General features: G+C 64.1%; 20 protein-coding genes, 3 tRNA genes and 1 pseudogene. 19 read left to right on the plus strand and 5 right to left on the minus strand.

The genetic code is table 11. The annotated features are described in order from the left end of the window. Positions 1 to 14 precede the first annotated feature (14 nt). Genes NCR35_RS08235 through NCR35_RS08265 form a run of 7 tightly spaced genes read left to right on the plus strand, consistent with a single transcriptional unit; the run spans position 15 to position 5283 of the window. Positions 15 to 2270, plus strand: coding sequence for a hypothetical protein (locus NCR35_RS08235; protein ID WP_250533985.1), 2256 nt, complete (start codon positions 15 to 17; stop codon positions 2268 to 2270). A gap of 1 nt (position 2271) precedes the next feature. Then, the gene (locus NCR35_RS08240; RefSeq protein ID WP_250533986.1) at positions 2272 to 2604 is read left to right on the plus strand and encodes a hypothetical protein; all 333 of its coding nucleotides are present in this window, start codon (positions 2272 to 2274) and stop codon (positions 2602 to 2604) included. Next, positions 2591 to 3130: a hypothetical protein gene (locus NCR35_RS08245; protein ID WP_250533987.1), complete on the plus strand. Its 540-nt coding sequence runs from the start codon at positions 2591 to 2593 to the stop codon at positions 3128 to 3130. Before NCR35_RS08240 ends, NCR35_RS08245 begins: the two co-directional genes overlap by 14 nt. Positions 3131 to 3139: 9 nt before the next feature. Beyond that, positions 3140 to 3295 (plus strand): DUF3309 family protein, encoded by a 156-nt coding sequence (locus tag NCR35_RS08250; protein ID WP_284502914.1) that lies wholly within the window; start codon positions 3140 to 3142, stop codon positions 3293 to 3295. 4 nt (positions 3296 to 3299) lie between these two features. Further along, entirely contained in the window at positions 3300 to 3851 is a 552-nt protein-coding gene (locus NCR35_RS08255) for a glycoside hydrolase family 108 protein (protein WP_250533988.1), read from the plus strand. Beyond that, on the plus strand, positions 3851 to 4435 hold the full coding sequence (locus NCR35_RS08260; protein ID WP_250533989.1) for a hypothetical protein: 585 nt from the start codon (positions 3851 to 3853) through the stop codon (positions 4433 to 4435). The genes NCR35_RS08255 and NCR35_RS08260 overlap by 1 nt, the downstream gene beginning before the upstream one ends. Next, a complete protein-coding gene (locus tag NCR35_RS08265; protein WP_250533990.1) occupies positions 4432 to 5283 on the plus strand; it encodes a hypothetical protein in 852 nt (283 codons plus the stop codon). Before NCR35_RS08260 ends, NCR35_RS08265 begins: the two co-directional genes overlap by 4 nt. Positions 5284 to 5412: 129 nt before the next feature. Here the strand turns inward: NCR35_RS08265 and NCR35_RS08270 are convergent. Continuing rightward, positions 5413 to 5499, minus strand: a tRNA-Leu gene (locus NCR35_RS08270). A gap of 255 nt (positions 5500 to 5754) precedes the next feature. Between NCR35_RS08270 and NCR35_RS08275 the strand changes: the two genes are divergently transcribed. From NCR35_RS08275 to NCR35_RS08285, 3 genes are all read left to right on the plus strand, one after another. Then, the gene (locus NCR35_RS08275; protein ID WP_250533991.1) at positions 5755 to 6180 is read left to right on the plus strand and encodes a DUF2946 domain-containing protein; all 426 of its coding nucleotides are present in this window, start codon (positions 5755 to 5757) and stop codon (positions 6178 to 6180) included. 93 nt (positions 6181 to 6273) lie between these two features. Beyond that, positions 6274 to 8616 (plus strand): TonB-dependent receptor, encoded by a 2343-nt coding sequence (locus tag NCR35_RS08280; RefSeq protein ID WP_250533992.1) that lies wholly within the window; start codon positions 6274 to 6276, stop codon positions 8614 to 8616. Positions 8617 to 8657: 41 nt separating this feature from the next. Continuing rightward, positions 8658 to 10073, plus strand: coding sequence for a PepSY-associated TM helix domain-containing protein (locus tag NCR35_RS08285; RefSeq protein WP_250533993.1), 1416 nt, complete (start codon positions 8658 to 8660; stop codon positions 10071 to 10073). 280 nt (positions 10074 to 10353) lie between these two features. Here NCR35_RS08285 and NCR35_RS08290 read toward each other — a convergent pair whose 3' ends face one another. Then, on the minus strand, positions 10354 to 11514 hold the full coding sequence (locus NCR35_RS08290) for a glycerate kinase (protein WP_250533994.1): 1161 nt from the start codon (positions 11512 to 11514) through the stop codon (positions 10354 to 10356). Between the two features lie 442 nt (positions 11515 to 11956). Here NCR35_RS08290 and tig point away from each other — a divergent pair, with 442 nt between their 5' ends. The 8 genes and pseudogenes from tig (at position 11957) to NCR35_RS08330 (ending at position 20868) form a co-directional block, all read left to right on the plus strand. Continuing rightward, positions 11957 to 13303, plus strand: a complete 1347-nt coding sequence (gene tig / locus NCR35_RS08295; RefSeq protein WP_248322202.1) for a trigger factor — start codon at positions 11957 to 11959, stop codon at positions 13301 to 13303. A 138-nt stretch (positions 13304 to 13441) separates the two neighbouring features. Continuing rightward, the gene (clpP, locus tag NCR35_RS08300) at positions 13442 to 14095 is read left to right on the plus strand and encodes an ATP-dependent Clp endopeptidase proteolytic subunit ClpP (RefSeq protein WP_014191278.1); all 654 of its coding nucleotides are present in this window, start codon (positions 13442 to 13444) and stop codon (positions 14093 to 14095) included. 170 nt (positions 14096 to 14265) lie between these two features. Further along, positions 14266 to 15537, plus strand: coding sequence for an ATP-dependent Clp protease ATP-binding subunit ClpX (gene clpX, locus NCR35_RS08305; RefSeq protein ID WP_106855990.1), 1272 nt, complete (start codon positions 14266 to 14268; stop codon positions 15535 to 15537). A gap of 187 nt (positions 15538 to 15724) precedes the next feature. Further along, positions 15725 to 18148 (plus strand): endopeptidase La, encoded by a 2424-nt coding sequence (gene lon / locus NCR35_RS08310; protein WP_206468111.1) that lies wholly within the window; start codon positions 15725 to 15727, stop codon positions 18146 to 18148. 136 nt (positions 18149 to 18284) lie between these two features. Continuing rightward, positions 18285 to 18454, plus strand: a pseudogene (locus NCR35_RS08315) (HU family DNA-binding protein); the annotation flags it as partial. A 59-nt stretch (positions 18455 to 18513) separates the two neighbouring features. Continuing rightward, a tRNA-Val gene (locus tag NCR35_RS08320) sits at positions 18514 to 18589 on the plus strand. Positions 18590 to 18622: 33 nt separating this feature from the next. After that, a tRNA-Asp gene (locus tag NCR35_RS08325) sits at positions 18623 to 18699 on the plus strand. Between the two features lie 243 nt (positions 18700 to 18942). Next, positions 18943 to 20868, plus strand: a complete 1926-nt coding sequence (locus NCR35_RS08330; protein WP_250533995.1) for a SurA N-terminal domain-containing protein — start codon at positions 18943 to 18945, stop codon at positions 20866 to 20868. 121 nt (positions 20869 to 20989) lie between these two features. Here NCR35_RS08330 and NCR35_RS08335 read toward each other — a convergent pair whose 3' ends face one another. Both NCR35_RS08335 and NCR35_RS08340 read right to left on the minus strand, forming a co-directional pair. After that, positions 20990 to 21331, minus strand: coding sequence for a hypothetical protein (locus NCR35_RS08335; protein WP_244848620.1), 342 nt, complete (start codon positions 21329 to 21331; stop codon positions 20990 to 20992). Positions 21332 to 21448: 117 nt separating this feature from the next. Then, complete coding sequence (locus tag NCR35_RS08340; RefSeq protein WP_244849024.1) at positions 21449 to 22066, minus strand: arylesterase; 618 nt, start codon at positions 22064 to 22066, stop codon at positions 21449 to 21451. A 58-nt stretch (positions 22067 to 22124) separates the two neighbouring features. Between NCR35_RS08340 and NCR35_RS08345 the strand changes: the two genes are divergently transcribed. After that, a complete protein-coding gene (locus NCR35_RS08345; RefSeq protein WP_250533996.1) occupies positions 22125 to 22826 on the plus strand; it encodes an ABC transporter ATP-binding protein in 702 nt (233 codons plus the stop codon). Between the two features lie 52 nt (positions 22827 to 22878). On the opposite strand, the gene pgi is transcribed toward NCR35_RS08345, so the two are convergent. Continuing rightward, positions 22879 to 24501 (minus strand): glucose-6-phosphate isomerase, encoded by a 1623-nt coding sequence (gene pgi / locus NCR35_RS08350; protein WP_248322204.1) that lies wholly within the window; start codon positions 24499 to 24501, stop codon positions 22879 to 22881. Positions 24502 to 24608 lie beyond the last annotated feature (107 nt).

Genomic DNA, 24608 nt, shown 5'->3' on the forward strand with positions numbered 1-24608 from the left:
GGGAGTGCCCGCAATTGACTATCCTCGACCAGAACCGCCGCGCCGGTCCATTCACCGGCAACGGGGCGACGACGATCTTCCCGTTCACCTTTAAGGTGTTCGACAAGTCGGATATTCAGGTCGTGCTTTCGGGTACGACCGACAGCGACCGTGTCCTGACGCTCGACTCCGATTATTCCGTCTCGCTCAACTCCGACCAGACCGAGTCGCCAGGCGGCTCGATCGCGTATCCGCTGATCGGCAATGCAATGCCGGCGGCGAATTCGCTCGTCATTATTGGCGACATCGAATGCACGCAGCCGACGCGGCTCACGAATCAGGGCGGCTTCTATCCTGAAGTCATCGAAGACGCGCTCGACCGCGCGACGATCCTGATCCAGCAACTGAACGAGATCGCGGCGCGCAGCGTTCATTTTCCGGTTTCTGAGGGTGTCGCGAGTGGCGAGCTGCCGCTCTCCGACGACCGCGCGAACACGCTGATCGGCTTTACGCCGTCGGGCGCGCTGACGGCTCTGCCGATCACGGCGTCGGTCGGCGCGGGCGATATGAAAGACGAGATCGGCGGCGATGGGAAACCGGGCTTCGTCGCGGGCATCGACTTCGCGCCGGGCGTCGACTCGTCCCTTCTGCTCTCGCGCGCGTACTCGTCGGTCGACAATCTGAGCGTTCACTTCGACGGCGTCTACCAGGGCGGCGATCAGATCGCGTCGCTGGTCGGCAAGACGCTCACGTTCGCGAGTCCGATCCCGGTCGGCGTGCAGCGCGTCTATGTGAAGGGCGGCACGACGCTCTCGATCTATTCGCCGTCGCTCGAAAGCATTCTCGACGCGATGATTAATCAGGGCTCGCGCCTGTACAACCGGACGTATGGCGTGGTCGATCCGCGCGATCCGCAGTTCGGCGCGAAGGGTGACGGCGTGCATGACGACACGGCGGCGATCATGGCGGCCGACGCGTTCGCGCGCGCGCAAAATCCGCCGTGGCGCGTCGAGTTCGGAAACGGCGTTTTCGCCGTGAGCCAACTCGTTTTCTATGCGTTCTCGCATTGGGAGGGGCGCGGCAAGAATACCGTCTTCCGCTCGATCCTCGGCGCGAACAAGACGGTTATCGTCGGCAGCAATTCGGCGGCGAACTGGGGCAAGACGGGCGCTGCGGCGACGGGCTTCCCCTACGCTTTCACGCTGAAGAACTTCGTCATCGACGGGAACTGGAACGGCGGGACCGCCAACAGCGCCGGCTCCGGCCTGGAGTTCTACGGCGACCATTTCCTGATCGAGAACGTCTATATCCAGAACTGCGCCGAGCACGGCTATCACTCCGAGTTTCAGGGCGACAGCCCGATCAATTACGCGGACTATTTCTTGGAGTCGACCGTTCGAAGCGTGTGGGTCGACTATGTCGGGAAAACCGGGTTCTGGGATAACGGCCCGCACGACATTCACACGTTCGACATTCACGTTCTCGACGCCGGCCAGCAGGCCGACAGCTCGTACGACGGGTTTCGGTTCGGCCCGAATTCGAGCGGCCGGCGCGTGATGGTTCATCCGGCCACGCGCAGCGGGCGCCTGCGCATGCGCTATTCGATGAATTGCGAGTACGGTTCGAGCGGCGAAGTGTGCGGCGGCTCGAACATCGAAGGCGGCGGCGTCGCGAATCTCGCGCTCATGTCGAACGGCTGGAAGTTCGACCCGTCGACGCGCTTCTATGCCGCATGGAACGGGACGAACATCCTGCTCGGTGGCCCGAATTGCAGTCTCAACAAACTGCGCGGCACGCTCGAAGGTGCGCCGGCCGGGCGGCCCGCGTGCGTCGGCCTGCAATTCAGCACGGTTAGCGGCGACTCCGTCCATAACAACGACATCGAGATTCAGATGATCGCGCAGGACGGCGGCAATATCGTGTTCACGCCGCAGGACGCCGGGCAAAACCGAATTCGCGTTCTGCATTACAACAATGCGAACGTGAACATGTTCGGCACGCCGAACCCGACGAACGACATCATCACGCAAGGCACGTTGCCGACCGGCACGCTCGAACAGAATTCGCGCGACCAGCTGTACAGCGCGTCGCTGCCGGCCAATGGCAATTACACGATCACCTACGATTTTCCGTTCCCGAAGGTTCCGATCGTCTCCCTTGTCCCGGTTTCCCCTGGCGCTCCGATGACGGCGCCGATGTGGCTGAGTTCCCGAACGGCGACCGGATGCACGATCGTCAATCCCAACTCCACGACCGTCGTTTGCGACGTGCGCGTACGCGGCGTCTACTGAAATGGCGCTGCCGGATTGGGCTCAGATCACAGGCTGCGCGACGCTCGGCGGCATCGGGCTGCGCATGCTCTGGCAAGAGGTCCGAGAACGGCGCAAGGATTGGAAAGCCGACCAGTCAGAGTCGGCCGCGATTCGAAACCTGAAGGAAGAGATGCAGCGCCAGTCGACGCGCATCGACTTGCTGGAAAAGAAATTGGACGAACGAGAGGCGGAGTTCGAAGCGGAGCGCACGCTCAGGCGCGCGGCCGAAGACGCGCTCGACAAGGAGAAGCGAAGAAGCGCGGCCCTGGAAGACCGAATAGTCGAATTGGAGCGCGATCTTGGCACGACTTAAACCTTGGTGGAAACCCGTAAAGCTCATCGTCATGGTGCTTCTGCTCGCATCGGTGGCGGGCTTCATCGGTGCGCAGTGGCAGCAGCGCGCAGACGCGGAGGAGCGCGCGACGCTGATCGCCCGATTTCCCGTCGTGCGCGCCGACGAGCGCAAGGCATGCGAACGCGAGTTCTTCGGCGAGATCGCCGGGCTTCAGCGGTTGAATCAGCAGGGCACGCAGGCGCTCGCCGACATTCGCGCACAGATGGAAGAGACGCACGAGCTCGCCGCGTACACGCTTCGCTTTCTCGGCGACCGCGCAAAGATCAACGACGCGCGGCAGAACACGATCATCAAGCAGGCGCGCGACGCGGCGGCGGCAGCATCGGCGGCAGCGAAGAAAAGCGAGGTCGTCGAACAGAAGATCAACGTCGCGACCGCGACCGCCGCAGAGGCGGCAAGTACGGCGAAGGCCGTCGACAGGAAGCTCGACAACGCAGTTCAACCCGCGCGCCCCGCGCAGCCGTGGATCGGCAACCGCAAGTAAGGAGGCATCATGCTCGGAACCATTCTTTGTATCGTCCTCGTCCTTTTGCTCGTCGGCGCATTGCCGAGCTGGCCCTATTCGTCGGGGTGGGGCTTCTATCCCGCGGGCGGCCTCGGGCTCCTGCTGCTGATCGTCGTCGTTCTCTTGCTGCTTGGGCGGCTGTGAGTCCATGAACGCGACCGACTACATCGACAAGGTCATCGGCCGAGAGGGCGGCTACTCGAACAACCCCGCGGACAAGGGCGGCGAAACCATGTGGGGGATCACGGCCGCGACCGCGCGCGCGTTCGGCTATGCCGGGCCAATGGCGCAGATGACGCGCGACACGGCGATCGCGATCTACCGCGCGCGCTACTGGACGCAGCCGCGCCTCGACCAGATCCAGACGGTCGACGGCGACATCGCTGAGAAGCTGCTCGATATCGGCGTGAACATGGGGCCGGCGACCGGCGTGCAGTTCATGCAGCGCGCGCTGAACGTCCTGAACCAGCAGGGAAAGGCGTTCCCTGATCTCGTCGTCGACGGCGGCGTCGGGGCGATGACGATCGCCGCGCTGAAGGCGTTCATCGAGCAACGCGGCAACGACGGCCGGCGCGTGCTGCTCGGCATGATCGCCGCGCTTCAGTCGGCGCGCTACATCGAGATCGCCGAGAAGAATCCGTCTCAGGAAGTCTTCGAATACGGGTGGCAACTCAACCGGGCCTTAGGGGTGGCAGCGTGATGGACTGGAAAAAGCTAATTGCGGGCGTGGCGCCGACGATCGCCGGGCTGGTGACGGGGCCATTCGCGCCGCTCGCGATGGGCGCGACCGCGGCGCTATCGAATCTGCTGCTCGGCAAGTCGGACGCGACCGACGACGAACTCGCCGCGGCGGTGCAGAACATGACGCCCGAGCAGCAGATCGCTGTGAAGCAGCTCGATATGCAATGGGAGAAGCAGCGGCAAGACTTTCTCCTGGCGCAAGGGCAGCAGGAACTCGACTCCGACAAGCTCGACACGCAGAACACGGCAGACGCGCGTGCGCGCGACATTGCGCTCGCGTCGCGCGGCGAGAACTGGCGCGCTGATGCGGCCGTCGTCTTCGTCTGTCTCGGCCTGATCTCGTGCCTGCTGTCGCTCGCGTTCTTCCGCGACAAGCTGCCCGGCGAAGCCGTCGGGATTATCAGCACGATCGCGGGCATCTTCGGCGGGTGCCTGAAAGACTACTTCAATTTCGAATTCGGATCGTCTCGCGAAAGCCGTCAGAAGGATGCGGTAATCGCGAACGTTGCGACAACCCCTGTTACGGTGGATCTCAAGAGATGAAAAAGCTATTCGCTGCGGCGCTCGCCGCAATCGCATCGATCGCGTTCGGCGCGACGACGACGCCCGTTCAATTGCTGAACCCGGCCGGCTCGGTTGCCGGGCAGGCGATTCTGTCGACCGGCCCGACCAGCGCTCCGGCATGGGGGACGGTTGCGCTCTCTGGCGTGACGGGTACGCTCGGCATCGCCAACGGCGGGACGGGCGCGACGAGCGCGAGCGCGGCGCTCGCCAATCTCGGTGGGCTCAGTACCACGTCGGCGGCCAGTACGTACCTGACCCAGTCGACCGCGTCGAGTACCTACCTCACGCAGACCAATGCCGCGAGCACGTACGCGACGATCACGAATCTGGCGCTGAAGGCGCCGCTCTCCTCGCCGACGTTCACCGGAACCGTCACGATCCCGACCGGCGCGAGTATCACGAAACCGAACATCGTCGGCACGGCCACGAACGACAACGCCGCAGCGGGCTCGGTCGGCGAGTACGTGAGCAATTCGGCGACGGGCGTCGCGCTCACGTCAGGGACGGCGGCGAATATCACGTCGGTCTCTCTGACGGCGGGCGATTGGGACGTGTCCGGCACGATCAGTTTCGTCCCGGCCGGCACGACCGTCCCTTCCGCTTTCAACTGCGGCACGAGCACGACGTCGGCGACGCTCGGCGCGCTCGGGACTCAGACGTTCTCGGCGTCGAGCGCCTTCCCGGCGGGGTCGGCGCAAGGCCTCGCCGCGCCGACGCAGCGCATCAGCGTGAGCGCGACGACGACGGTTTATCTCGTGGGCTCATCTGCGTTCACGACCAGCACGATGACGGCGAACGGCTTCATCCGCGCGCGGCGCGTGCGATGAAAAAAGCCGCCTCATGGGCGGCTTGTCGATGCTGGCGCAATGCTGTCTTTCTGGTGGCAAATAGAGGCAAATGCAGGCAAATAAATGACAGCCTTGCTTCCGTAAGTGATTGATTTTGCTACGTTTTGGTGGTGCGAGGAGGGGGACTCGAACCCCCACACCCTTGCGGGCGTCAGGACCTAAACCTGGTGCGTCTACCAATTTCGCCATCCTCGCAGCACGGGGGCTTTGCGAGGCAGCGGATTCGATCCTGCCGCACTTGACATACCCCGTGTCCGGCACTGGTCCACTGTGCCAAGCCGGGCATTCTAACGCATTCGTCAGGCGATGTCTGGGAATTTGCGTGACGATTGCATGGGTCGCTGCGCCATGCGGCGCGCGATGCTGGCGATATGTGCTTCGGCATTGCGGCGAGGCAGGCGTCTGCCTAGAATCTCGCTCAATCCTTCCGTTTCGCTTTCCCGCCCCTCAATGACCCGCAACGCGCGCAATCGCTTCGTCGCATGGCTCGGCATCGCCGCCATGTGGCTCGCCATTGTCGCGCCGGTCATCAGCCAGAGCACCGCCGCGCGCAACGCGGCGCTCGATCCCCAAGCCGCGCTCTGTACCGTCGATACGGTCGCCGGACTGCTCGCGCACGGCGGCGAGCACGCTGATCACCATGCCGTGCATGCGGACGCCGACGAGCACGCGGGCCATCACGACGCCGCTGGCCACTTCGAGGCCTGCGCGTATTGCGGGCTGCTCGCGCATCATCTGCCGGTCGCGTTGGCGGCGGCGCATGCGGTCACGCCTGTCGAGCGCGTCACGCGCGCGGTGCCCGTTGCCGCGGTCGACGCCGCCCGCTCGAAGTCATTTAACGCCGCGTCTGCGCGCGCGCCGCCCGTCCTTTCCTGAAGCCGTTCTCCGTCCGATCGCAGCGATTCTTGCCCGGCGCCTGAGCGCCCGGCGGCGCGCGCGTTCGCTCGTCAGCTCATTCAGGAACTCACCATGTTCACGCTCCTCACGCGAGCGCGCCGGCATTCGCGCCGTCGCGCCGTCGCGTCCGTGCACGCCGCATTGCCGTTGTCCTTGTTCGCTCATGCCGCATGGCCGGCCGCGCCGGCAACCGCAGCCGCTTCCGATACCGAGACCACGCTCGCACCCGTGTTGGTGACCGCGCAGTCAGCGCCCGTGAAATCGCCGCTCGATCCGAACCTGCCCGCGAGCGTCGCGACCGTCACCGCAGACGAGTCGCAGTACTGGAACGTCGTCACGCCCGAAGACGTGCTCAAGTACGCGCCGAACATGGCCGTGCGCAAGCGCTTCATCGGCGACGTGAACGCGCCGATCGCCGTGCGCGGCACGAGCAACGCCCAGACGGCGCGCGGCCTCGTGTATGCCGACGGCCTCTTGCTCAGCAACTTCCTCGGCAACACGTTCACCTTCGCGCCGCGCTGGTCGATGGTTTTCGCCGACGACATCGCGCGCACGGACGTCATCTATGGTCCTTACTCGGCGCTCTATCCGGGCAACTCGATCGGCGCGACCGTCGCGATCACGACGCGCATGCCGACGCAGTTCGAAGCCGACGCGAAAGTGCAGGCCTTCACGCAGCACTTCGATCTCTTCGGCATCAACCGCAGCTTCAACGGGGCGAATACGACCGCGACCGTCGGCGACCGTATCGGCAAACTGTCGTTTCTGATCGGCGTCGATCATCTGGAAAACACCGGGCAGCCGCTGCAATTCGCGACGCTCGCGCAATCGAAGACGCCCGCCACCGCCGCCGACCAGCCCGTGACCGGCGCGACGTTCTACAACGATCAGAACGGCGCGCGCACGGCGGTGCTCGGCACGGCGTCCGAGGGCATCGAGCGCACGTTCCAGGATCAGTTGCGCGTGAAGCTCGCCTACGACATCACGAACACGCTGCAAGCCGGCTTCACGCTCGGCTACTGGCATCAGAAATACAACAGCGATACGACGACCTTTCTGCGCGACACGGCCGGCAATCCGGTGTATAGCGGGCGCGTGAATATCGGCGGCTTTGAATACACGATTCCCGCCGCGACGTTCGCGCCGAGCATGGGATCGAGCGAGAACTTTCTCTACGCCCTCACGCTGCGCACGCACCACGACACCGGCTGGAACGCGGAAGCCGTCGCGTCGTACTTCGACATCACGCAGAGCATCGCGCGCACCGCGAATTCCGGCGTGCCCGGCGACGGCCCCGGCACGCTCACGGACGGCTCCGGCTCGGGATGGAAGTCGCTCGATTTGCGCACGAGCTGGACGCCGACCGTGCGCTCGGGAGTGGCCGCGCATGCGCTGTCGTTCGGCTATCACTACGACAACTACTTTCTCGACAATGTGAGCTCGAACACGGCCGCATGGCGCGATGGCGCGGGCATCTCGTTCGCCAACGCGTTCGGCGGGCGCACGCGCACGCAAGCGGTCTATGCGCAGGACGCGTGGCGCTTCCTGCCGCGCTGGGCGTTCACTTACGGTCTGCGTTACGAGAACTGGAATGCCTATGACGGCACGCGGGCTGTCGGCGCGACATCGCTCGATTACGGCGATGCGAGCCAGAGCCACTGGTCGCCCAAGGCGTCGCTTTCGTTCGACGCCACCAACGACTTGACGCTGCGCGCATCCATCGGGCGGGCGTACCGCTTTCCGACTGTCGGCGAGCTGTTCCAAGGGCAGATCAACGGCGTGTCGATCGTCAACAGCAATCCGAACCTCCAGCCGGAAGACGATCTTTCGAAAGAACTGACCGCGGAATGGGCGCACGGCAACGGCTTGTACCGCTTCACGCTCTTTCAGGACGACGTAAAGAACACCATCCTGAGTCAGACGAACACGACCGTCATTCCGAACGTCACCAACTTTCAGAACATCGACAAGGTGCGTTCGCGCGGCGCCGAAGCGAGCTACGAAGGGCAGGACGTGTGGCTGCGCGGCCTCGATCTCGCGGCGAACGTCGCGTACACGCAGTCGAAGATTCTCGCCAACAGCGGCAATCCGGCGTCCGTGGGCAAGTACTTCTATCGCATTCCGCTATGGCGGGCGAACGCGGTGGCGACGTATCGCGCGAACGCGAAAACCGCCGCGACGCTCGCGGTGCGTTATTCGGGACGCCAGTACAACACGCTCACCAACACGGACATCAATCCGGACACGTATGGCGGCACGAGCACCTACGCCGTCGTCGATGCCAAGTTCTCCTACAAGCCCACGAAGCGCACGGAGCTGGGCATCGGCGTCGACAACCTGTTCGATCGCCGCTACTACGTGTTTCATCCGTATGCGGGACGCACGTTCTATGTCGAAGGGCGCATCGGCATCTGATCTCCATTCATTCGCATTCGTTCGATTACAAAGGACACGTCATGCACGCACATTCCTCCACGCCCGCTTCGACTCAGAGCGACGCCGTCGCCGAGCGCCGCACGCTTTGGCGCTGGCACTTCTACGCCGGCCTCTTCGTGATGCCGCTTCTCATCGTGCTCGCCGTCACGGGCACGCTCTATTGCTTCCAGCCGCAGATCGAGCCGATGCTGTATCGCGACCGCATGGTCGTCGCCGATACGCACGGCCCGCGTCTTTCCACCGATGCGCTGCTCGCCAAAGCCGTCGCCCATGAGCCGCGCGGCGCCGTGCCGACGCTCGCGCAAATCGACACGCGTCGCACGCGCAGCGCGGAATTCGTGTTCCGCCTGCCTTCCGGCGAGAGTGAGAGCGTGTACGTGAATCCGTACGACGGCGCGGTGCTCGGCACGCTCTCCGTCGAGCATCGGCTGATGAAGCAGATCCGCAATCTCCATCGCGGGCTTATGCTCGGCAAGACCGGCGAACTCGCGATGGAACTCGCGGGATGCTGGACGCTCGTGATGATCGGCACGGGCGTCGCGCTGTGGTGGCCGTGGGGCGGCGCGGGCCGTCGCGCGGGCGGCGTGTGGCTGCCGCGTCTGACGCTCGAAGGCCGCGCGTGGTGGCGTGATCTGCACGCGGTGGGCGGCGTGTGGCTCGCGATCGGCGCGCTTTTCTTCGTGCTCAGCGGACTACCGTGGTCCGGATCGTGGGGCAAGCAGTTCAAGGCGCTGGCGACTTCGGCATCGCTCGGCTATCCGAAAGGCGCGTGGGGCGAGGCGCACGTCCATTCGAGCGTGCCCGCCGATCACGCGATGCACGCCATGCCGATGAAAATGGACGACCTCCCGCTGCATCAGACGCCGTGGGCCGTCGGCGCGACGGAGGTGCCGCAGACCGCGAAGGCGTCGGCAGCGGCGAGCCTCTCGCTCGACGATGTGATCGCGCTCGCCGCGAAACAGGGCGTGACGAGCGACTACGGCATCGCGCTGCCTACGTCATCGACGGGCGTCTACACGGTGTCGTATTTCCCCGCCGATCCGCGCTCGGAACGCACGCTGCACATCGACCAGTACAGCGGCCGCGTGCTGTCCGACATCTCGTACGGCACCTATGGCACGGTCGCGCGCTTCATCTCGTACGGCACGTCCTTGCACATGGGGCGCTATTTCGGCGTCGCCAATCAGATCGCGTGTTCGGCGATCTCGCTAGGGCTGGCCGCGCTGTCCGTCACCGGCTTCGTGGTGTGGTTCAAGCGCCGTCCGTCGCGCACGCTCGGCGCGCCGTCGCGGCCCGCGAAACGCCCGCCGATGCGCGCGTGGCGCGCCGGCCTCGCGCTCATCGGCGCGGTTTTCCCGCTGATGGGGCTGACGATGCTCGCCGTCTGGTGTCTCGACCGCCTCGCGTTCGGCGCGCGGGCACGAGCGCAGAGCTGACGCTTTTACGCGACGCCGAACTTCGAGCGCGTCAGTTGCTCGGCTTCGTTTGGCGTCGCGAATCGCGACATCGAGCGTGATCGGGCCGGGCTTGGGCGAGAATACGAGCGCGGTCGCAGGCGCAAATCTAGCGCCGCCTCTTTCTCATGCGACGCCGAACTTCAAGCGCGTCAGTTGCTCCGCTTCGTTTGGCGCGATTCGCGACATCGCGCGTAATGGGGCCGGGCGCGGGCGAGAATCGGAGCGCGGTCGCAGGCGCAAAGCTAGCGCCGCCGCTTTCTCATGCGACGCCGAACCTCAAGCGCGCCAGTTGCTCCGCTTCGTTCGCGAGCAGACGCGCGGCATCGCGAATGGCGACATCGAGCGTGATGGGGCCCGGCGCGGGCGAGAAGCATCCGCTGAAGAATTCAGACAGGCGCGGCAGCGCGGCCGGATCGACCGCGCCGGAGAGCAGCGACCCCGGCACGCCCGCCGCCCGCGCATGCTTGCACGCGATGAAGGGCGCCTTGCCGTGCAGCGTCTGCACGTCCGAGCGGCCTTCGCCCGTGATGAGCCAGTTCGCGCCTTCGAGCGCGGCATCCAGACCGATCTCGCGCGCGACGACTTCCGCGCCGGTCTCGAAGCGCGCGCCCAGCATGTGCAGCGCGAAGCCGAGACCGCCCGCCGCGCCGGCGCCCGGCTCGTTTCGTTTCACGAGACCCATCGCCGGTTCGAGCCGGTCCGCGAAATGGGCGAGGGCGGCGTCGATGGTGGCGATCTGCTCGGGCGTCACGCCCTTCTGCGGCCCGAAGACCGCGGTCGCGCCGTGCTCGCCGGTGAGCGGATTATCGACATCCGACATGCCGACGAACTCTGCTTCCTTCACGCGCGGATCGAGCCCCGATGCGTCGACCCGCGCGATCTTGCTGAGCGACGACGGCACCGGCGCGAGTTCGTTGCCATCCGCATCGAAGAGCTTCACGCCGAGGCCGACTAGCAGCCCGGCGCCGCCGTCGTTCGTGCTGCTGCCGCCGAGCGCGACGAAGAACCGGCGCGCGCCGGAGTCGAAGAGCGCGCGGATCGCCTCGCCCATGCCGAGCGTGCTGCGTTCGGCGACGGGCACGGCCATGCCGTCCGGGTCCGTGATGCCGACGACCTCCGCCGTCTCGATCATCGCGCTGCCGTCGGCGAGCAGTCCCGTCGCGGCGTCGCGGCGTGCTGCCGCCGCGCCGCGCACGTTCAGCATGCGGCGCTCGCCGCCGGCCGCGAGCATCGCGTCGAGGGTGCCTTCGCCGCCATCGGCCATCGGGCGAATGCGGATTTCCGCGTCCGGCCGCGCCCGCCTGATGCCTTCCGCGATAGCGTCCGCGACGCCTTGCGCAGAGAGCGATCCCTTGAACGAATCGGGCGCGATGACGACGACGGGAGCGGGCGTGGCGGACGTGGCGGACGTAGTGGGCATGGTGTCTCGAATGTTCTGTTTGAGGCGCGGCGTCGGACAACTGCGCGCAGGTTCGGTCAACGACGCGCGGCAAGCTTAGCAGCGCGCCGTCTCCGGCAAAATAGCGCGGCTGCGATAGCGGGAATTGTGCGCGGCCCCGACCGTCCGGAAAACGGGGATTTACGCCGTATCCGCGTCCTAAATCCGCCAAAACGCCCGAGAAACGCTCCATGCCGGTTCCCGCAAGCAGGCCCGCCTGATTTGTTTGCTAAAATGCTGGGCTCTGTTGGCTGACTCGCTCGGCGACGGTCCGGGCGTCTTCGAAACGCGCATGACATGCGCTTTCGCGAATCGGGCGTCGAAGCGTGGCGAGCGCCGGCAAGCTCACCGGACCCGCGCCTTTAGAACCGCGGAAGAACCGACCACCGAACGAACACCGAATCACTCTAGGACGATTGAAGCCATGGCTAACGTAGTTGAAAACCTCGGCAAGCTCGAACGCCGCCTGACCATTTCCCTGCCGAAAGACTCGGTGCAGAAGGAAGTGGATTCGCGCATCCGTCAGTTGGCCAAGAACGTGCGCATGCCGGGCTTCCGCCCGGGCAAGGTGCCGCTCAAGATGGTGACGCAGCAGTACGGCGGCCAGGTCGAGGCCGAAGTGCTGAGCGACAAGGTCGGCAAGGAGTTCTTCGATGTCACGCGCGCGGAAAACCTGCGCGTCGCGGGCCAGCCGAGCTTCGCGCCGAAGGCCGAGCCGGCCGCCGACGCGTATGCGTTCGACGCGACCTTCGAGGTCTATCCGGAAGTGAAGCTGGGCGATGTCGCCACCGCTGAGATCGAGCGCACCGTCACCACCATTTCGGAAGCCGAAGTCGACCGCACGCTCGAAATCCTGCGCAAGCAGCGCGTGCACTTCCACCCGCGCGGCGAAGGCGGCGAGCACGGCGACGGCGGCGCGGACACGGCGGCGCAGAACGGCGACCGCGTGACGCTCGACTTCGTCGGCAAGCTGGACGGCGTGGAATTCGAAGGCGGCAGCGCGCAGGACTTCGCGTTCGTGCTGGGCGAAGGCCGCATGCTGCCCGAGTTCGAACAGGCGGCGACCGGCCTGAAGGTCGGCGAAACGCGCGAGTTCGACCTGAAGTTCCCCGAGGACTATCACGGCAAGGAAGTGGCGGGCAAGACGGCGCAATTCACGATCACTGTGAAAAAGGTCGAATGGCCCCATATGCCGGCAGTGGACGCGGAATTCGCGAAGTCGCTCGGCATCGAAGACGGCGATCTCACGAAGATGCGCGCCGAGATCAAGGACAACCTGGAACGCGAAGCCAAGCGCCGCACGCAGCAGATCGTGAAGAACCAGGTCATGGACGCGCTGCTGAAGATTTCGGAACTGGACGTGCCGAAGGCGCTGATCGAGCAGGATCAGCAGCGCCTCGTGGAAATGGCGCGTCAGGACCTGCAGCAGCGCGGTGTGCCGAACGCAGCGGACGCGCCGATTCCGGCGGAAATGTTCGCCGAGCAGGCCGAGCGCCGCGTCAAGCTGGGCCTCGTGCTGGCCGAGCTGGTGAAGGCCAACGACCTGCAGGCGAAGCCCGAACAGATCCGCGCTGAAGTGGACGAATTCGCGAAAAGCTACGAAGACCCGAAGGAAGTCGTCCGCTGGTATTATTCGAACCAGCAGCGCCTCGCCGAAATGGAAGCGTACGTCGTGGAAAGCAACGTCGTCGAATTCGTGCTCGGCAAGGCCAAGGTGACCGACAAGGAAGTCAGCTTCGAGGAACTGGCCAGCGCAACGGCGCAAGCCTGACGCGGAAAGCCAAGGGGCGTGCGGGGTCGTCGGAGGGCGGCCCGCACGCCTTTTTTGCATTAAAGTTGTGCATGCACGTGCCGTTCTTTTGGATGTTCCTTCGTCGATCAGTACCCCTATTCCGAACAAGGAAATTGCATGACCTTTCGCGCTGAATTGCTCGATACGTTGGCGTCCCACGCTCCGCGGGACTTCGAAGCCCAGGCGCTCGGCCTCGTCCCGATGGTCGTGGAAACGAGCGGCCGTGGCGAACGTGCCTATGACATCTATTCCCGGCTCCTGAAGGAGCGCGTGGTGTTCCTCGTCGGCGAGGTCAACGACCAGTCGGCGAATCTCGTCGTCGCTCAGTTGCTGTTCCTGGAAAGCGAGAATCCCGACAAGGACATCAGCCTGTACATCAACAGCCCGGGCGGCTCGGTGTCGGCCGGCATGGCGATCTACGACACCATGCAGTTCGTGAAGCCGGACGTCTCTACGCTGTGCATGGGGCTTGCTGCCAGCATGGGCGCGTTCCTGCTGGCGTCGGGCGCGAAGGGCAAGCGCGTCGCGCTGCCCAACGCCCGCGTGATGATTCACCAGCCGCTCGGCGGCGCGCGCGGCCAGGCGTCGGACATCGAAATTCAGGCGCGGGAAATTCTGTACCTGAAGGAGCGTCTGAACCAGTTGCTGTCGCATCACACGGGTCAGCCGGTCGAGCGCATCGCGCGCGACACGGATCGCGACAATTTCATGTCGGGCGACGACGCGCAAGCCTACGGCATCGTCGACCAGGTGCTGCACAAGCGTCCCTGAAGGCGTCCGGAGCGGCGCCGCGCCGGCCCGGGAAACAGGGCCGGACAATGCGGATGGCGCATGCGGCGCAACGCCAAAACGCCTTTCGTGGCGGGCGCGCGGAGTCGAATCTGCGTGGCCGGATCGAAGGGCGTATCATGTAACAAGAGTGTCCGGAGGCTTACACATTTATGGCGGACAAAAAAGGTTCCAGCAGCGAAAAGCTGCTGTACTGCTCGTTCTGCGGAAAGAGCCAGCATGAGGTGAAGAAGCTCATTGCCGGCCCGTCGGTATTCATTTGCGATGAATGTATCGACCTGTGCAACGAGATCATTCGCGATGAAGCGGCCGGCGCGGCGGAAGAGGCCGGGCTGACCAAGTCCGACCTGCCGAGCCCGCAGGAAATCAGCGACATCCTGAATCAGTACGTCATCGGCCAGGAACGCGCGAAGAAAATTCTCGCGGTGGCCGTGTACAACCATTACAAGCGGCTCAAGCACCTCGACAAGAAGGACGACATCGAGCTGTCGAAGAGCAACATCCTGCTGATCGGGCCGACCGGCTCGGGCAAGACGCTGCTCGCGCAGACGCTGGCGCGCATGCTGAACGTGCCGTTCGTGATCGCGGACGCCACCACGCTCACCGAAGCGGGTTACGTCGGCGAAGACGTCGAGAACATCATTCAGAAGCTGCTGCAGAACTGCAACTACGAAGTCGACAAGGCGCAGCGCGGCATCGTCTATATCGATGAAATCGACAAGATCAGCCGCAAGTCGGACAACCCGTCGATCACGCGCGACGTGTCGGGCGAGGGCGTGCAGCAGGCGCTGCTGAAGCTCGTGGAAGGCACCATGGCATCGGTGCCGCCGCAGGGCGGGCGCAAGCATCCGAACCAGGACTTCATTCAGGTCGATACGACGAACATCCTGTTCATCTGCGGCGGCGCGTTCGACGGTCTGGAAAAGGTCATCACGGACCGCACGGAAAAGACCGGCATCGGTTTCGGCGCGAGCGTGAAGAGCAAGCAGGACCGCGACGCGGGCGAAGTGCTGCGCGAAGTGGAGCCGGAAGATCTGATCAAGTTCGGCCTGATTCCGGAGCTGATCGGCCGTCTGCCCGTCGTGGCGACGCTCGGCAAGCTGGACGAAGCCGCGCTCGTGAAGATTCTGATCGAGCCGAAGAACGCGCTGGTGAAGCAGTATCACAAGCTGTTCGCCATGGAACGCGTGGAACTGGAGATTCGTCCGGCCGCGCTGCAGGCCATCGCGCAAAAGGCGATTCGCCGCAAGACCGGCGCGCGTGGGCTGCGCTCGATTCTGGAACAGGCGTTGCTCGACGTGATGTACGAACTGCCGACGATGAAGGGCGTGTCAAAGGTGATCGTCGATGACAACACCATCGACGGCGACGGCAAACCGTTGCTCATCTACGAAGACGCACCGAAAGTAGCAGGGTCGAATTAAATCGGGCTGTGTGTCGGCGAAAGGCCGTTCATGGCGACGTGAACGGCCTTTGTTTTTATTTTTCGGTTTATCTTGTGGACGTTACTGACGAACTTGGACTACCGACTTTTCCCTTCCGATAAAGGCTTGCAATAGCTCTTAACGGCCTTACTTACGAACGAACCGATTCCATTAATGGGGAAATGAAATGTCAGGAACCCAACTCCTCCCGCAGGAACGCATCACGTTGCCGCTGCTCCCGCTGCGCGACGTAGTCGTGTTCCCGCACATGGTGATTCCGCTCTTCGTTGGGCGGCCCAAGTCGATCAAGGCACTCGAAGCCGCGATGGAAGGCGGCAAGCACATCATGCTCGTCGCCCAGAAAACGGCGGCGAAAGATGAGCCGACCGAAAAAGACATGTACGAAGTGGGGTGTGTCGCCAACATCCTGCAAATGCTCAAGCTGCCGGACGGCACCGTGAAGGTGCTCGTTGAAGGCTTGCAGCGCGCGAAAACGCTCTCGATCGAAGAGCAGGAAACCCAGTTCTCCTGCGACGTGATGCCGCTCGAACCGGACCACGCCGACAGCGCCGAGACCGAAGCCCTGCGCCGCGCGATCGTCTCGCAGTTCGATCAGTACGTGAAGCTCAACAAGAAGATTCCGCCGGAGATCCTGACCTCGCTGTCGGGTATCGACGAGGCGGGTCGTCTGGCTGACACCATCGCCGCGCATCTGCCGCTCAAGCTCGACCAGAAGCAGCACATCCTCGAGATGTTCCCGGTCATCGAGCGGCTGGAGCACCTGCTCGCGCAACTCGAAGCGGAAATCGACATTCTGCAGGTCGAGAAGCGCATCCGTGGGCGCGTGAAGCGTCAAATGGAGAAGAGCCAGCGCGAGTACTACCTGAACGAACAGGTCAAGGCCATCCAGAAGGAACTGGGCGAAGGCGAAGAGGGTGCGGATCTCGAAGAACTCGAGAAGCGCATCGCCGCCGCGCGCATGCCGAAGGAAGCCAAGAAGAAGGCCGATGCCGAGCTCAAGAAGCTGAAGCTGATGTCGCCGATGTCCGCGGAAGCGACCGTCGTGCGTAATTACATCGACACGCTGATCGGCCTGCCGTGGCGCAAGAAGAGCAAGGTCAACAACGACCTCTCGAACGCCGAACGCGTGCTGGACGAAGATCACTTCGGCCTCGAAAAGGTGAAAGAACGCATCCTCGAATATCTCGCGGTTCAGCAACGCGTCGAGAAGGTGAAAGCGCCGATTCTGTGCCTCGTCGGGCCTCCGGGCGTCGGCAAGACCTCGCTCGGGCAGTCCATCGCCCGCGCGACGAATCGCAAGTTCGTGCGCATGGCGCTCGGCGGCGTGCACGACGAGTCCGAGATTCGCGGTCACCGTCGCACGTACATCGGCTCGATGCCGGGCAAGATCCTGCAAAGCCTGGCGAAGGTCGGCGTGCGCAATCCGCTTTTCCTGCTCGACGAAGTCGACAAGATGGGCATGGATTTCCGCGGCGATCCGGCTTCCGCGCTGCTCGAAGTGCTGGATCCGGAGCAGAACCATACGTTCGCGGACCACTACATCGAAGTGGACTTCGACTTGTCGGACGTAATGTTCGTCGCGACGTCGAACTCGCTGAACATTCCGCCGCCGCTGCTCGACCGGATGGAAGTAATTCGCCTCTCGGGTTACACCGAGGACGAGAAGGTCAGCATCGCGCAGCGTTACCTGCTGCCGAAGCAAAAGCGCAACAACGGCCTGAAGGAAGGCGAGATCGAGGTGGCGGAGCAAGCCATCCGCGACATCATTCGCTACTACACGCGTGAAGCGGGCGTGCGTTCGCTCGAGCGCGAAGTGTCGAAGATCTGCCGCAAGGTCGTGAAGATGCTGCTCCTGAAGAAGGCGGATGGCGCGGTGAAGGTGGACGGTTCGAACCTCGACACGTTCCTCGGCGTGCGCAAGTACGACTTCGGTCTGGCCGCGAAGGAAAACCAGATCGGTCAGGTGACGGGTCTCGCGTGGACGGAAGTGGGCGGCGATCTGCTCACGATCGAAGCGGCGGTCATGCCGGGCAAGGGCGGCGTGATCCGCACGGGTTCGCTCGGCGACGTGATGAAGGAGTCGGTCGAAGCGGCGCGCTCGGTCGTGCGCTCGCGCTCGCGGCGTCTCGGCATCACGGATGAATCGTTCGAGAAGAAGGACATCCACATCCACGTGCCCGAAGGGGCGACGCCGAAGGACGGTCCGTCCGCCGGTATCGCGATGACGACGGCCTTGGTGTCCGTGTTGACCGGCATTCCGGTGCGCGCGGACGTGGCGATGACCGGCGAAATCACGCTGCGCGGCGAAGTGCTGCCGATCGGCGGGTTGAAGGAGAAGCTGCTGGCGGCGCATCGCGGCGGCATCAAGCTCGTGCTGATCCCGGAAGAGAACACGAAGGATCTGGCCGACATCCCCGACAACGTGAAGAACGCCATCGAGATCGTGCCGGTTCGCTGGATCGACCGCGTGCTGGAACTGGCGCTGGAACGTCTGCCCGAACCGCTGCCGGAAGAGGAAGCGAAAGCGACCCCGGTGGCAGCGGAAGCGCAGAAAGACCAGCCCGCTACGGGCGACGTCGTGAAGCACTGAGCGTCTTAAGGCATCAAGCGAAACCCGCGGCTTCGTCCGCGGGTTTTTTTTCGTCTGCCCGCTTGTAGATCACTTAAGCACGGTTCCAATCGGGCGCAACGATCAAGACGGGACTGATCGGCCATATCGCGCACCGGTCATCGACGGCGTGCGCGCGACGCTGGAGAACGGCGATTCGGTGACTCGTCGGATCCGGCACCTTCGTCGCAGGCGAGCGCGCCGCCTGCGGGCGCGGCGATCACCGTCGAAGCGGCAAAAATTCCCAAGTTGCGCGCTGGCAAAGCCCTGAAGGATGCGTTAAACTAGCTGACTCGCTGGGAACGGTGCAAATCACCGGTTCTTCTGTTCCAGCCGAACAGAAATCCGGGTGCTTAGCTCAGTTGGTAGAGCGGCGCCCTTACAAGGCGTAGGTCGGGAGTTCGAGCCTCTCAGCACCCACCACTTCCAGCAATGCAGTAGCTTCAGCAGCACCCAGGAGCGGTAGTTCAGTCGGTTAGAATACCGGCCTGTCACGCCGGGGGTCGCGGGTTCGAGTCCCGTCCGCTCCGCCAAGAACGACTGAAAATCCCGCAAGCTTCACGGCTTGCGGGATTTTTCTTTTCGGCGGCATTCGTTAATTATCCTAATGATCCTGGAGTTGCAGTTCGCGCAACGATTCGGGCTAGGATGAAACATCGCGCGTCGGATAAACGAAAGATCGCCGCATCAAAAAGCGCAAAACGCCGCCGGCTTTCGCCTTTTCCCCTCCCGCTGTTGTAATATCGAGCGTTTTGTCTAACCTCGCAGCGCAACGCATGCTCGACTTCTTCCGCAACCACCAGCGCCTGATGATGGCCCTGCTGATTCTCATCATCGTGCCCGGACTGGGTATCGTCGGGATTCAGGGCTTCAGCAACTTCTTCGACGAAAGCGCCTACGTCGCCAGCGTGAACGGTCACAAGATCACGCGCGCCGAATATGAAAGTGCCTTCCGGCAGCAAGTCGACCGCGCCCGCGCCATGCTCGGCGCGCAGTTCGACCCCAAGATGTTCGACTCGCCCGAGACGCGCAGCGCGATGGTCAACAGCCTCGTGCAGCAACGCGTCATGGCCGACGAAACCCAGCGCCTGCATCTCACGGCCTCGGACGACGCCGTGCGCCGCGCGCTGCTGTCCGATCCCGGCATTGCGTCGCTGCGCAAGCCGGACGGCACCATCGACCTCGACCGTTACAAGCAGCTTCTCGCAATGCAGGGCATGACGCCCGCGCAATACGACGAACGCATGCGTTACACGATCGCGAACGATCAGATTCCGTCGAGCATCCAGCAGAGCGCGTTCACGTCGAAGTCGCTCGCGCAGAACCTGACGGAACTGGCCGAGCAGCGCCGCTCCGTGCAGGGCCTGTCGCTCCGCACCGCGGACTACACCGCGAAGGTCCAGCCGACCGACGCGCAACTGCATGCCTACTACGACGCGCATCGCAACGCATTCGCGACGCCCGAGACGGCGACGATCCAGTATCTCGTGCTGTCGCCGGCCACGCTCGCGGCGGCATCGAGGCCGAGCGACGCCGACCTCAAGAAGTTCTACGACGACAACATCCAGCGTTATCGCACGCAGGGCGAAGTGCGCGCGAGCCACATTCTGATCAACGCGCCGAAGGACGCCAGCGCCGCCGACAAGGCCAAGGCGAAGCAGAAGGCCGAAGGTCTGCTCGCGCAAGTGAAGGCGCACCCGGACCAGTTCGCGGAGATTGCCAAGAAGAATTCCGATGACCAGGGCTCGGCCGACAAGGGCGGCGATCTCGGTTACTTCGCGCCCGGGCAGATCGCGGGCGGCAAGGCATTCGACGACGCCGCGTTCAGCCTGAAAAAGGGCGAGGTCAGCAACATCGTCGAATCGGACTTCGGTTATCACATCATTCAGGCGACGGATGTGAAGCCCGCCGCGACGAAGCCGTTCGACGAAGTGAAGGACGCCGTCGCAAAGGAGTACGCCGCGCAGCAGGGCGGAAAGGGCTTCGCGGACAGTGCGCAGGGCTTCACGGACCTCGTCTACGAGAAAGAGAAGTCGCTGCAGCCCGCCGCCGACAAGTACAAGCTGACGATTCAGACCGCCACGGTCGGACCGAAGCCGAATACGCAGTTGCCGCCGGACAATCCGCTCAACAACGCCAAGTTCCTGGCAGCCGTGTTCGCGCCGGATTCGGTAAAGCAGCACTACAACACCCAGGCGATCGATGTGGGCAACAACACGCTGATCGCCGCTCGCGTGACCGACTACAAGGCGCCTACGGTGCCGGCGTTCGACGCCGTCAAGGACGCCGTGCGCACGAAGGTCGTCGCGGAACAAGCTGCGGCGCTCGCCCACAAGGAAGGCGAAGCCAAGCTCGCCGAATTGCAGAAGTCGAAGTCGGCGGACGGGTTCACGTCGGCCGTCACGGTCTCGCGCAACGACGCGCAAGGCTTGCCGCCTGCCGCGCTCGCGGCGATTTTCAAGGCGGACGCATCGAAACTGCCGGCTTATGTGGGCGTCGATCTCGGCGCGGACGGCTACGCCATTTATCGCGTGAACGGCATCGAGAAGGCCGCCCCGGTCGCAGCGGATCGCCTCGCGGGCGCGCAGCAGCAGATAGCGCAGGTCTACGGGCAGGCCGAAATGGAAGCCTATATCGACTCGCTGAAGGCGCGCTCGAAGGTCAAGCTCAGCGCGGCGCCTGCGCCGTCCGCGAACGAGTAAGCATCTCAAGCGTCGCTCACGAAAAAGCCCCCGTATCCGGAAGGAGCGGGGGCTTTGTCTTGGCGGACATCCGCGTTCAGTCGCCTGCGATGTCTCGGCACATCACAGAGCGAACGCGGACTTACAGGCAGCCTTGAATGTCGCCGGTCGCGTCGCTGCCGGCTGCGCCCGAGGCGCGGAAGCCGACCCACGTACCCGGACCGGACCACGACGGACGCACCACGGCCGCTGCGCCGTTAGGCGGCTGCTGGCCCGGAACGAAGACGTCGACGGCCTGGTCGTTCGCGAGCGTGTCTTGCGAAATCACCTGTTGCTGCGACTTCGTCGCCCACTGCTGGGCGATGCATTGCGCGACCACCTTCGGCGCCTTCTGGCTCGTGCCGACTTGTTGCACACCGGCAGGCGGCTGCGCAGCACAGGCAGAGATCGCAACGGTCAATGCGAGCAAGGGGAAATATTTCACGTGACCTCCTTGTAGAGTCGCCCGATGTCGAGCGGGTTATAAGAGTGACGCGAGAGTCTGATGACTAATCGTGGCCGCGTTTCGCGTTTTTCCAGACACTACGGCGCTTGCGTTGCGCTATTGCGACGCGCTTGCGCCCAGCAAGGGTTTTAACGTCGGCCAGACGTTGTTCAATAGCAATGGCTGCGCCTGAGCCGTCGGATGAATCTGGTCGGACTGGAACATCGAGGGCTTGTCTTCGATGCCCGCGAGCAGGAACGGCACGAGCGCGGCGTGCTTGTCCTTCGCGATGCGCTCGTACACCGCGTGGAACTTTTGCGAATAGTCGGGGCCGTAGTTGGGCGGCACATACATGCCGATGAGCAGCACTTTCGCATGCGCCGCCTGCGACGCGTCGACGATGCCGCGAAGGTTCGCCTCCGTGGTCGCGAGCGGCACGCCGCGCAGCGCATCGTTGGCGCCGAGTTCGACGATGACGACCGACGGCTTGATGCGCGCGAGCACTGCGGTGAGCCGGGCGCGTCCGCCGCTCGTCGTGTCGCCGCTGATGCTCGAATTGGCGACGCTATAATCGAGACGCTCTTTGGCCAGCCGCTCGCGCAGCAGCGCGACCCAGCCGGTATCGCGCGGCAGGCCGTATTCCGCGGAAAGACTGTCGCCCAGCACGACGATGGCGGGCTTCGTCTGCGCATCGGCAGCCTGAGCATTCGAGAAAGCGGCCGCCGACAACATCATGCTCGCGATCGCAGCCTTCACGAAGCCGCGCGCGCTCCAGTTCTTATTCAAGGTGTCCATGCAAAACAATACTGAGCCGGTCATCGAAGTTCGGGGATTGAGCAAACGGGTGAAGGACGCCACGGGCGAGCTGACGATTCTGGACAACATCGACTTGTCCATCGCGAAGGGTAGCAGCGTGGCGATCGTCGGCGCATCGGGATCGGGCAAGTCGACGTTGCTCGGCTTGCTCGCGGGATTGGACAGCGCGAGCGACGGCTCGGTTCGCCTGCTCGGCAAGGAGTTGTCGGCGTTGAACGAAGACGAGCGCGCCGCGCTCAGAAGCGGCGCGGTCGGTTTCGTGTTCCAGTCGTTCCAGTTGATGCCGCACCTGACCGCGCTCGAAAACGTCATGCTGACGCTCGAGTTGCGCGCCGAGATGCCGCACGATCAGATCGCGCAGCGTGCGCGCTCGCTGCTCGATCAGGTCGGGCTCTCGCAGCGGACCGGGCATTATCCGAAACTGCTCTCGGGCGGCGAACAACAGCGCGTCGCGCTCGCACGCGCCTTCGTCACGCATCCCGCCATTCTTTTTGCCGATGAACCCACCGGCAGTCTCGACGCCGCGACCGGTTACGCGATCATCGACCTGATGTTCGAGATGAACGCGCGCAACGGCGCGACGCTCGTGCTCGTCACGCACGACACCGAACTCGCGCAACGCTGCGACGCGACGGTCACGATCGAAGCGGGGCGGCTCGTCAACGGTCTCGCCGTCTAGACGTGAAAACGCCCGCATCGGCGAGGATGCGGGCGTCAGCACGAACGGCAATTCAACGCTTGAGCGCCTTGCGCGCGCGCTCGATCAACGCGGACGTCGACGAATCGTGCTTGGCCGGATCCACGCTCGCTGCCGTGATATCCGCCTCGACGACCTTGCCGAGAATCTTGCCCAGTTCGACGCCCCACTGGTCGAACGAATTGATGTCCCACACCGTTCCCTGCACCAGCACCTTGTGCTCGTAAAGCGCGATCAGCGCGCCGAGCGACTGCGGCGTGAGCGCGTCGAGCAGGATGGTCGTCGTCGGCCGGTTGCCGGGGAAGCTCAGGTGCGTCGCGAGTTCTTCCTTGCCCGGACCCGCCACCTTCTTCGCTTCTTCGAGCGTGCGGCCGAGCATCAGCGCCTCGCTCTGCGCGAAGCAGTTCGCGAGCAGCTTCGCGTGATGATCGACGAGCGGATGTTCCGGCGTCAGCAGCGCGATGAAGTCGATCGGGATGATGGTCGGCCCTTGATGCAGCATCTGAAAGAACGCGTGCTGGCCGTTCGTGCCGGGCTCGCCCCAGATCACCGCGGCGGTCGGGTAATCGACCATGCCGCCGTCGAGCGTCGCGGACTTGCCGTTGCTTTCCATCTCCAGTTGCTGGAGATACGACGGCAGATAGTGCAGCGCCTGCGAATACGGCGCGACGAGATCGCTTTGCGAGCCGAAGAAGTTGCGATACCAGATGCCGATCATGCCCATCAGCACCGGCAGATTCTGCGCGAGCGGCGCGGTGCGGAAATGCTGATCCATCGCGTCGGCGCCTTGCAGCAGCGCCTCGAAGTTCTGCGGCCCGACCGACAGCATGATGGATAGTCCGACCGCCGACCACAGCGAGTAGCGCCCGCCGACCCAGTCCCACATCTCGAAGACGTTCTCCTTCGCGATGCCGAACTTCACGACCTCGGCCGTATTCGCCGACACGCCGACGAAGTGCTTCGACAGCTGGTCTTCCGGACAGCCCTGTTTCAGGAACCAGTCGCGCATGGAGTGCGCGTTGGTCATGGTTTCGAGCGTGGTGAAGGTCTTCGAGACGACGATGGCGAGCGTCTCTTCCGCGTCGATCTGCTGCAGCACGCTGTAGAGATCGGCGCCGTCGACGTTGGAGACGAAGTGCGTGTCCAGTTCCTTCGACGCGAGATGATGCAGCGCGTGCACGACCATCTTCGGCCCGAGATCCGAGCCGCCGATGCCGATGTTCACCACATGGCGAATGCGCTTGCCGGTATAGCCGGTCCACGAACCGTCGCGGACCTTGTCGGCGAACGCGGCCATCTTCGCCTTTTCTTTCTGCACCTGTTCGTGGAACGGCGCATCGGGCGACTGCGCGCGCAGCGCCGTGTGCAGCGCGGCGCGGCCTTCGGTGACGTTCACGGTTTCGCCGGCGAACATCGCGTCGCGGCGCTTCGTGACGCCGGCTTCTTCGGCGAGCTGGACGAGCAGTTCGAGCGTGGCGTCGGTGATGCGGTTCTTCGAGAAGTCGATCGTGAGGCCGCCGCCTTCGAACGTCAGGCGCTCGGCGCGCGTCGGCGCCGTGTCGTTTTGCGGCGCGAACCAGTCGCGCAGGCGCTCGCCGGAGATGGCATCGTAGTGCGATTGGAGCGCCGACCAGGCAGGGTGCGATTTGAGCGTCATAGCGGTCTGATAGTCCAGAGTGACAGTGGGAAACGTCCGTGCGGATGCGGTTTGCCGAGGCTGCGTACTGCGACCATCGAAGGTTCGTGAACGCGGTGCGTGCCGCC

The sequence above is a fragment of the Caballeronia sp. AZ10_KS36 genome (genome assembly GCF_023631105.1).
Classification (GTDB): Bacteria; Pseudomonadota; Gammaproteobacteria; order Burkholderiales; family Burkholderiaceae; genus Caballeronia.

What these genes read in the sequence shown, in the direction of transcription:
- NCR35_RS08330 (WP_250533995.1), top strand. Translation starts at nt 18,943, where the DNA reads ATGCTCGACTTCTTCCGCAACCACCAGCGCCTGATGATGGCCCTGCTG.
- NCR35_RS08290 (WP_250533994.1), bottom strand. Translation starts at nt 11,514, where the DNA reads ATGCCCACTACGTCCGCCACGTCCGCCACGCCCGCTCCCGTCGTCGTC.
- clpP (WP_014191278.1), top strand. Translation starts at nt 13,442, where the DNA reads ATGACCTTTCGCGCTGAATTGCTCGATACGTTGGCGTCCCACGCTCCG.
- NCR35_RS08340 (WP_244849024.1), bottom strand. Translation starts at nt 22,066, where the DNA reads ATGATGTTGTCGGCGGCCGCTTTCTCGAATGCTCAGGCTGCCGATGCG.
- clpX (WP_106855990.1), top strand. Translation starts at nt 14,266, where the DNA reads ATGGCGGACAAAAAAGGTTCCAGCAGCGAAAAGCTGCTGTACTGCTCG.
- NCR35_RS08280 (WP_250533992.1), top strand. Translation starts at nt 6,274, where the DNA reads ATGTTCACGCTCCTCACGCGAGCGCGCCGGCATTCGCGCCGTCGCGCC.
- NCR35_RS08345 (WP_250533996.1), top strand. Translation starts at nt 22,125, where the DNA reads ATGCAAAACAATACTGAGCCGGTCATCGAAGTTCGGGGATTGAGCAAA.
- NCR35_RS08250 (WP_284502914.1), top strand. Translation starts at nt 3,140, where the DNA reads ATGCTCGGAACCATTCTTTGTATCGTCCTCGTCCTTTTGCTCGTCGGC.
- NCR35_RS08275 (WP_250533991.1), top strand. Translation starts at nt 5,755, where the DNA reads ATGACCCGCAACGCGCGCAATCGCTTCGTCGCATGGCTCGGCATCGCC.
- lon (WP_206468111.1), top strand. Translation starts at nt 15,725, where the DNA reads ATGTCAGGAACCCAACTCCTCCCGCAGGAACGCATCACGTTGCCGCTG.
- NCR35_RS08240 (WP_250533986.1), top strand. Translation starts at nt 2,272, where the DNA reads ATGGCGCTGCCGGATTGGGCTCAGATCACAGGCTGCGCGACGCTCGGC.
- tig (WP_248322202.1), top strand. Translation starts at nt 11,957, where the DNA reads ATGGCTAACGTAGTTGAAAACCTCGGCAAGCTCGAACGCCGCCTGACC.
- NCR35_RS08255 (WP_250533988.1), top strand. Translation starts at nt 3,300, where the DNA reads ATGAACGCGACCGACTACATCGACAAGGTCATCGGCCGAGAGGGCGGC.
- pgi (WP_248322204.1), bottom strand. Translation starts at nt 24,501, where the DNA reads ATGACGCTCAAATCGCACCCTGCCTGGTCGGCGCTCCAATCGCACTAC.
- NCR35_RS08285 (WP_250533993.1), top strand. Translation starts at nt 8,658, where the DNA reads ATGCACGCACATTCCTCCACGCCCGCTTCGACTCAGAGCGACGCCGTC.
- NCR35_RS08265 (WP_250533990.1), top strand. Translation starts at nt 4,432, where the DNA reads ATGAAAAAGCTATTCGCTGCGGCGCTCGCCGCAATCGCATCGATCGCG.
- NCR35_RS08260 (WP_250533989.1), top strand. Translation starts at nt 3,851, where the DNA reads ATGGACTGGAAAAAGCTAATTGCGGGCGTGGCGCCGACGATCGCCGGG.